7 protein-coding genes are annotated in these 7,792 nt (G+C 68.8%); 4 read left to right on the forward strand and 3 right to left on the reverse strand.

The window, feature by feature from the left end; genetic code table 11:
- Positions 1-9 precede the first annotated feature (9 nt).
- A complete protein-coding gene (locus tag IC605_RS18655) occupies positions 10-786 on the reverse strand; it encodes an SDR family oxidoreductase (RefSeq protein ID WP_216327696.1) in 777 nt (258 codons plus the stop codon).
- 261 nt (positions 787-1,047) lie between these two features.
- On the opposite strand from IC605_RS18655, the gene IC605_RS18660 reads away from it, so the two are divergent.
- Complete coding sequence (locus IC605_RS18660; RefSeq protein WP_216327699.1) at positions 1,048-2,265, forward strand: hypothetical protein; 1,218 nt, start codon at positions 1,048-1,050, stop codon at positions 2,263-2,265.
- On the opposite strand, the gene IC605_RS18665 is transcribed toward IC605_RS18660, so the two are convergent.
- Both IC605_RS18665 and IC605_RS18670 read right to left on the reverse strand, forming a co-directional pair.
- Positions 2,234-3,127, reverse strand: coding sequence for an alpha/beta fold hydrolase (locus tag IC605_RS18665; protein WP_343216671.1), 894 nt, complete (start codon positions 3,125-3,127; stop codon positions 2,234-2,236). The genes IC605_RS18660 and IC605_RS18665 overlap by 32 nt on opposite strands.
- A complete protein-coding gene (locus tag IC605_RS18670; protein ID WP_216327702.1) occupies positions 3,118-4,914 on the reverse strand; it encodes an acyl-CoA dehydrogenase in 1,797 nt (598 codons plus the stop codon). Before IC605_RS18670 ends, IC605_RS18665 begins: the two co-directional genes overlap by 10 nt.
- Before the next feature lie 157 nt (positions 4,915-5,071).
- Between IC605_RS18670 and IC605_RS18675 the strand changes: the two genes are divergently transcribed.
- From IC605_RS18675 to IC605_RS18685, 3 genes are all read left to right on the forward strand, one after another.
- A complete protein-coding gene (locus IC605_RS18675) occupies positions 5,072-6,046 on the forward strand; it encodes an NADPH:quinone oxidoreductase family protein (RefSeq protein WP_216327705.1) in 975 nt (324 codons plus the stop codon).
- On the forward strand, positions 6,046-6,519 hold the full coding sequence (locus tag IC605_RS18680; protein ID WP_216327706.1) for a MerR family transcriptional regulator: 474 nt from the start codon (positions 6,046-6,048) through the stop codon (positions 6,517-6,519). Before IC605_RS18675 ends, IC605_RS18680 begins: the two co-directional genes overlap by 1 nt.
- 498 nt (positions 6,520-7,017) lie before the next feature.
- Entirely contained in the window at positions 7,018-7,455 is a 438-nt protein-coding gene (locus IC605_RS18685; protein WP_216327707.1) for a response regulator, read from the forward strand.
- Positions 7,456-7,792: the final 337 nt, after the last annotated feature.

The raw sequence follows: 7,792 nt of genomic DNA on the forward strand, positions 1-7,792 counted from the left end.
CCTAACCCCTCAAATCGCCGTCACCCCGCCGTCCACCGCGATGTTCTGCCCGGTCATGTAGGCCGAGGCGTCGCTGGACAGCAGCAGGGCAAGGCCCTTGAGGTCTTCGGGCCCGCCGAGACGACCCAGGGGCGTGGCGCCGAGGATGGTCTCCTCCCCGTAGGCGATGGTGCCCTTCGTCATCTTGGTGGGGAAGTAGCCGGGGCAGATCGAGTTGACGGTGATGTCGTACTTGGCCCACTCGGAGGCGAGGGCGCGGGTGAGGTTGACGACCGCCCCCTTCGACGTGTTGTAGGCGACCGTCCCGGCCATGCGCGGGCTGTTGCCCTTGAGCCCGGCGACGGAGGCGACGTTCACCACGCGGCCCGCGCGGGCGGGGATCATGCAGCGCCGCCCCACCGCCTGTGTGAGGAGGAACAGGCCGTTGACGTTCAGGTTGATGACCTTGAGCCACGCGTCGAAGGGGTGCTCCTCGGCGGGCGCGCCCCAGGTGGCCCCCGCGTTGTTCACGAGGATGTGAATGGGGCCGACCTCGGACACGATGCGCTCCACGAGCGGCTCGATGGTCTCGAACTGGGAGAGGTCGTTCTGGTAGACGTGCGCGGTAACGCCCAGGCCCTCCAGATGAGCCTTGGCCTCGTCCAACTCGTTCTGCTTGCGGGCGGTGAGCACCACGGTGGCGCCGTACTCGCCCAGCCCCTCCGCGATTTGCAGGCCGAGGCCGCGTGAGCCTCCGGTGATCAGGGCGACTTTGCCGGTGAGGTCGAACAGTTCCTTGAGTGCCATAGGTGAGCCTCCGGTTGGGCTGGGTGAGTTGGGTTGAACCTGTGCCTCCCACCATAGGAGAAGTGTACGTGCGCGTCAATTCTGAACGGGTGCGGACACTCGCGGCCTCGTCTCCCCTGGTGGTGCGACGAGACGACCGGCACCAACTCGAGAGAATCAATTGGTAAATATGTCACACTACTGGACACCACTCCGGGCTCGTGGGGAGGCCTTCCGGTGGGGGAAGTCAGCCGTTCCAAGTCAAGACGGGGGAGAAACAGGATGAGCCGAGGCCAGAGCAGGCAGGATTCACCGTTTCCGATGCGCCGCGCGGGTCATCTCGCACTTCTGGCCGGGTTGGCCCTGGGCGCTCGGGCGGGAGCCCAGACGGCCCCGGCTCTCCCCCAGACCACGGTGTACATCGGCCCGAACTGGTGCCGGGGCGGGTACTGCGGGAACAGCGTGAACGCCACCTTTCAGAGTGCGATGGAACAGGCCCTGGTCAGCAGCGGCGCCGTACAGGCGGTTCGCAGCGCGTCTCCCAACGCTCTGAACCTCAACGGGGGCATCACGTCGGTTTCGAGCGGGGGCCGCCTGTGCCTGCCCGTGGTCGGGTGTCTCAACGGCAAGACGGTGCGGGCCAGCGCCGAGTTCGTGGACGCCTCCAACAACGCCGTGCTCTGGCAGGACACCTGCGAGGGTACGAGCGGCGGCTTCACGACCTGGATCCGGTGGACCGGCTACCTCCAGGTCAACTCGGACGACGACAAGGCCGCCGCCGACTGCGCGGGCAAGCTGGTTCAGAAGTTCCTTTCCAGCCCCGCCTTCGACACCTACGTCGCCCGGCTGCGGGCGGCGCCAGCGGTCCAGGCGGCCGGAACGGCCACCGTCGCACCCGGGGCGAGCCTCGCGGCCGTGCCTGCCCCGGCGGTTCCCACCACGTCGTCCGGCTGGGTTTACTCCTTCTTCTTCCCGGATGAGGCGACGCGGCAGCAGGCGTGCGCGGAAGGGTACGCCTCGGCCTCGAAGGGGGTGTCGGCCAGCCCGCCCGGCCGGGCCGAGTTCAACTCGACCGAGGGCACCATCACCGTGGATACCTCGTACAACTCCATCTTCCTCGCATGTCAGGAGGCCGGGGCCAAATTACGGGTCAAGCCGGACTCGGTGCCGCAACTGGATTTCATCGTGAGCGTCAAGCACAACACGTACATCGGGAACACGTCTGGTCTGGCAGCGGCCCTTGCCTTTTACGACGCCAATCATGCCGAGTTGGGACGAATCAGCATGTATGTGGACGGCAGACTCGCGGACAAGAACAGGGCCTGTAGCTCCAACTATGGCACCCCCACCGTCTGCACCTATCCCTTCGTCCCCGACCGCCTCTCCACCACCGAGCGGGCCATGATCAGCCAGGCCACCTCCGCCCGGCTGCTCGTCAACATGGGCAAGGGGGTGGAAAGCCTCCCGTTCAGCCGCGACCGTTTTCCGGCCCTGAAGTAATGGCCTCGCCACCCAGAAACCCTCGCAGGTCCGCCAGAAATTCCCGTGGGCGCTCTAGGTGCGGCATGTGCCCTGTGCCCGGGTAGACGTGCAACTGTGCTCCGGGAATTCCCGACGCCAGCCGCTCGGCGTTCGGCAGGGGAATGAGGTCGTCGCGCTCGCCGTGCAGCACGAGAGTAGGAACGGTGAGGCGGGCGAGGTCCGGGGTCGTGTCGTGCGCGCGGATCGCCCGGAATTGCCGCTTGAAGCTCGCTTCGCTCATGGGGTGGCGCTCGGCGTGACGGGCGGCGAGGTCGAGCATCGCCGGATTGGCCGACGTGAAGCCGTCGTGCGTCATCAGCGTCAATGCCTCCCGCGCCCGTTCCCGCGCCTCCATGTCGGCGGGCAGGAAGAGGGCCGCGCGGCCCCGCTCGGTGGCCGGGGTCGAGTCCGCCCCGCCCGGCGTGGTCGAGACGAGTACCAGCCCGCGCACGAGGTCCGGGTGCCGCAGCGCGAGGTGCTGCGCGACCATGCCGCCCATGCTCAGCCCGACGACAAAGGCGGGCGCGGCGTCCACCGACCGCAGGAACTCGGCGGCGTCATCGGCGAGGTCGGCGAGCGTGAAGGCGTCCTCGAAGGGGTCGGAGTCGCCCGTGTCCCGGTGGTCGGGGGCGAGGGCGCGGTACTCCTTCCCGACCTCCCCCACCATCCCCTCCCACCCGAGCCGCGAGCCACCTAGCCAGGCGAGGAAGAGGACGTTAGCGCGCGGCTGAGGCGGAGAAACCTCCAGGTATGCGAGGTTCCTGCCACCGACCGCGACCCGGTGAAAATCCTGTTCCGCTGACGGCTGAGAGCTGACGGCTGACCGCTCCACTAGAACCACGCCCCCTGCATCTCGAACGTCGTCCGGTCCGCGCTCGCCAGCAGGTCCGCGTGCGCCTGCACCTTCGGCAGCTCGTGGGTGGCGAAGAAGCGGGCGGCCTGGAGCTTGCCCCGGTAGAAGTCGGCGTCGTCGCCGCGCGCCTCGGGAAGTCGGCGGGCGGCGGCGATGGCCTGCCGCAGCCACATCCAGCCGATCACGGTATGCCCGAACATCTCCAGGGCGCTGTTCGCGTTCGCCAGGAAGAGGTCGGGGCCGAGTTCAGGCGCCCGTTCGAGGATGGTCTGGAGGGCCGCGCTGCTTTGGGTCATCGCCTCCACGAGGGCATAGCGAATCTCGTCCAGTCCTTCAAACCCGTGAGAGTCCTCCAGGTCTCCCCGCATCCGTTCCAACAGGACGTGTAGCCCGCGCCCGCCCGCCTGCGACACCTTGCGCCCCAGGAGGTCGTTGCCCTGGATGCCCTCCGTGCCCTCGTGGATGGGGTTGAGGCGGTTGTCGCGGTAGTACATCTCGACCGGGTAGTCGCGGGTATACCCGGCGCCGCCCATCACCTGAATCGCGTCGCTCAGCGCCTCCTGGCTGTATTTGCTCGGCCAACTCTTGACGATGGGCGTCAGGAGGTCGAGGAGGAGTTCGGTGTCCCGCCTGGCCTCCTCCGGCCCGGTCTCGATCTCGTCCTCCAGGTGCGCGGCGTACAAGCCGAGCGCGAGGCCGCCCTCCACGAAGCTCTTCTGCCGCAGCAACAGGCGCCGCACGTCGGCATGTTCGATGATGGCGACGGGTTCGCTCCCCGGGTCCTTGTTGCTCGCGTGCCGCCCCTGCCGCCGCTCGCGGGCGTATTCCAGGCTGGCGAGGTAGCCCGCGTAGCCCTGCATGACGGCGCCCATCCCCACGCCGATGCGGGCGCCGTTCATCATGTGGAACATGTAGCGCAGGCCCTGGCCGGGCTCGCCGATCAGCTCCCCGACCGTCTCGCCGCCCTCCCCGAAGTTCAGCAGCGTGTTCGTGGTGCCCCGGTAGCCCATCTTGTGATTCAGGCCCGCCAGCACGACATTGTTGGACTCGCCGAGACTGCCGTCCTCGTTCACCCGGTATCGGGGCACGATGAAGAGGGAGATGCCCTTCACCCCCGAGGGACCGCCCCTGATACGCGCCAGGACGAGGTGGACGATGTTCTCCGACAGCTCGTGCTCGCCCGCCGAAATCCACATCTTCGTGCCGGTGATGGCGTACGTGCCGTCCTCCCTCGGCGTGGCGGTGGTGCGGATGTCGGCCAGCCCGGAGCCCGCGTGCGGCTCGGAGAGGGCCATCGTGCCGAACCAGCGGCCTTCGAGGAGGGGGAGCATGTATTTCTGCTGCTGCTCGGGCGAGGCGAAGGCGCGTTGCAGGTTGGCGTTCCCGATGGTCAGGAAGGGATAGCTGCTCGTGCCGATGTTCGCGGCCTTGAAGTGGGCGTGCATGGCCTGGGCGACCACGTTGGGCAGCCCCAGCCCGCCCAGCTCCTCGTCGGCGTGGGCGCTGAAAAAGCCCGCCTCGCGGAAGGCCTTCATCGCCTGGGCGGCGGCGGGGACGAGTTTGACCTTGCCGCCTTCGATGTGCGGCTCGTTGAGGTCCGCCTCGCGGGCGTGGTTGGCGAAATACCTGTCGGCGACGTTGTAGGCGAGGCCCAGCACGTCGTCGTACACCTCGCGGGAGTGGTCGGCGAAGCGGGGGCGTCCGGGCAGGGAGGCGGTATCCAGCACCTCGTAGAGCTGGAATTGCAGGTCGCGGCGGGACAGGAAGGGGGCCATGCGGTCGCTCCTTTGCGTGGAAGAGGGTGGTGCCTGCTGCGGTCCCGTCAGCTTAGGCCGCGTGTACGCGCACGTCAATTTTGAACGCGGGCGTTCACACCCTGTGGCGGGACCCGTACACTGGGCGTCATCCAGCTCTTTCCCAGGAGGTTTCCCCATGCGTGCCCTGATCTGCGACCATTTCGACGAGCCCGAGGCCCTGACCGTCCGAGAGATTCCCGACCCCACCCCCGGCCCCGGCCAGATCGTCCTCGACGTGGAGGCGGCGGGCGTGAACTACCCCGACGCGCTGATGGTGCAGGGGCTCTATCAGGTCAAGCCGCCCTTTCCCTTCACGCCGGGGGCAGAGGCTGCCGGGGTGGTTTCGGCGGTGGGAGAAGGCGTGCAGGGCATCCAGCCCGGTCAGCGCGTGGTGGCCTTCACGGGCACGGGAGCCTTCGCCGAGAAGCTGCTCGCGCCTGCGAACGCCGTGATGCCGCTGCCGGAGGGGATGGACGCCGCCGTCGCCGCCAGCCTCCCCCTCGCCTACGGCACGTCGATGCACGCGCTCGCTGATAGAGCCCAACTCCAAGCGGGCGAAACGCTGCTCGTCCTCGGCGCGGCGGGCGGGGTGGGCCTCGCGGCGGTGATGATCGGGAAGGCGCTGGGGGCGCGGGTGATCGCGGCGGCGAGCACGGACGAGAAGTTGGCGCTGGCCCGCGACCACGGGGCGGACGAGACGTTGAACTACGTCTCGGAAGACCTGCGGGGCGGTCTCAAGACGCTGACGGGCGGCCAGGGGCCGGACGTGATCTTCGACCCGGTGGGCGGGGACCTCGCCGAGCCCGCCTTCCGCTCGGTCGGCTGGGGCGGGCGCTATCTGGTGGTGGGCTTCGCGGGGGGTGACATTCCGAGGCTGCCGCTCAACCTCCCGCTGCTCAAGGGCGCGTCGCTGGTCGGCGTGTTCTGGGGGGAGTTTGCCCGCCGTGACCCGCGCGGTAACGCCCGCAACCTCGCGCGGCTGGCGGGGTGGGTGGGGGACGGGACGATCCGGCCCCTCGTGAGTGAACGCTATTCCCTGGACCGCACGCCCGGGGCCCTGCGCGCTCTGCTGGACCGCCGGGTGACGGGCAAGGTGGTGGTCACGCCCTGATGACGCGAAGCCCCGAGACCCTCACCTTCTACACGACCGCCGAACTCGCCCGGGAGGCGGGGGTGACGCGGCGGACAGTCATGCACTACGCCGAGCTGGGCCTGCTGACCCCCGATCAGGTGACGGCCTCGGGGCGGGCGCTGTACGGGCCCTACGCGCTGCGGCTGCTGCGGGACGTGATGGACCTGCGGGTGCTGGGCGTGCCGCTCGACGAGGTGCGCGACATGGTGGTCTTGCGCCGCGCCACCCACGACATGGGCGGCACCTACCGCCGCGACTGGACGCGGGCCGACATCCCCCTCGGCGACGAGCGGCTGCGGGCGGTCCACGCCCGGTTGCGGGCGCTGAACGCCGCCTACGCCCGGCAGGCCGAGGGACTGGCCCGCTTCGACCGCTGGCTCACCAAACGCTTCACGGGGGGCGAAGTGGACCCGTTGCCCGAGCCTCCGCTGCCCGAAAACCTGGAGGGGTAGGAGGAGGGCCGGGACCGGCGGCGAAACTCGACCTCCGTCTCCGGACAGCGCGCGGGAGCGGCGTCGAGGACGGAAGAGACCGGGGAGGGCCCTCCCATCCGGGCGGCCAGCGCGACATTCGGTGAGCCGGGGAATGTGCCGCCGGGGTCGAGCAGGCGGTCCGGCACCCGGAACGATGCGGCCTCATCCCGCGTGCTCCCGAGCGCCACCGTTCTCAGGGCGCTCATGGAGGGACGGAGGCTGGTGCCGGGGGGGCGTAGGCACCCATGGACGACCCCACCGGGACACCGGAACGGGAGGGCGCAGGGCCGGGTCCCTGCCGTCCATCCCCCTCCTGTCCGGGTTCTGTGACAGGTTGCCCTTAGAATGTGGTCCCATGAAGCTTTCTCTCCTGCTGGCCTGTCCGGGCCCTGTGGCGCCGGGCACCTCCGGGAGCGGCCCACGTTCGTGTCGCCCTCCGCAGGCCCGTCTCCTGGCGCTCGCCGAGGTCCCGGGGCCATGAAGTCCCTCGACATCCTCCTCGTCGAGGACAACGCCGCCGACATCCTGCTGACCGAGGAAGCCTTCAGCGAGGCCGACTTTCCGCACTCGCTGCACCTCGCCCGCGACGGGGTCGAGGCCCTGGCCTTCCTGCGCCGCGAGGGCGACCACGCCGCCGCTCCCCGTCCAGACGTGATTTTGCTCGACCTGAACATGCCCCGCATGGGCGGCCTGGAAGTGCTCGACGTCCTCAAGGTCGATGCCGACCTGCGGAACATCCCGGTGATCGTGCTGACCACCTCGCGTGCCGAGCAGGACATCTGGCGCAGCTACAACCTGCACGCCAACGCCTATATCCCCAAGCCCGTCACCCTGGAGGAATTCGTCGAGGTCATCCGCTCCTTCGGTGCCTTCTGGTTCGCCACGGCGGCCCTCCCCCCCGACCACCAGCCGTAGGGGTTGGGGCGGCGGGCGCAGGAAGCCCCACCGCGAAACGTCCCCACAAGCGTGGGGAAAAGGTCATGTGCAACCTCATTTTGAACAACTCCTCGGGCCATCCCCACGGTGTGAGGAAGAGGGACGCGTGCCCGGTGGAGGCATCCTACCGGGTCAGGCCTCGCCCTCTATTGGGCGAGCATTGAACGTCGCCCTGGCCTCCCCCACTGGCGAGGTCCTAGAGGCTGTGTAAAAGGCGTTCCAAGTTGAGGGGAGAGGGTCTGTGGTGAGCAGAATGGGGGATGGTGCGACAAGGGTACCCGAGTGATGTCGATGACGAGACGTATCATTTCCTGCT

The sequence above is a fragment of the Deinococcus aestuarii genome (assembly GCF_018863415.1).
Taxonomy (GTDB): domain Bacteria; phylum Deinococcota; class Deinococci; order Deinococcales; family Deinococcaceae; genus Deinococcus; species Deinococcus aestuarii.

Coding starts and splice junctions, on each gene's coding strand:
- IC605_RS18655 (WP_216327696.1), bottom strand. CDS start 786: ATGGCACTCAAGGAACTGTTCGACCTCACCGGCAAAGTCGCCCTGATC.
- IC605_RS18660 (WP_216327699.1), top strand. CDS start 1,048: ATGAGCCGAGGCCAGAGCAGGCAGGATTCACCGTTTCCGATGCGCCGC.
- IC605_RS18670 (WP_216327702.1), bottom strand. CDS start 4,914: ATGGCCCCCTTCCTGTCCCGCCGCGACCTGCAATTCCAGCTCTACGAG.
- IC605_RS18675 (WP_216327705.1), top strand. CDS start 5,072: ATGCGTGCCCTGATCTGCGACCATTTCGACGAGCCCGAGGCCCTGACC.
- IC605_RS18680 (WP_216327706.1), top strand. CDS start 6,046: ATGACGCGAAGCCCCGAGACCCTCACCTTCTACACGACCGCCGAACTC.
- IC605_RS18685 (WP_216327707.1), top strand. CDS start 7,018: ATGAAGTCCCTCGACATCCTCCTCGTCGAGGACAACGCCGCCGACATC.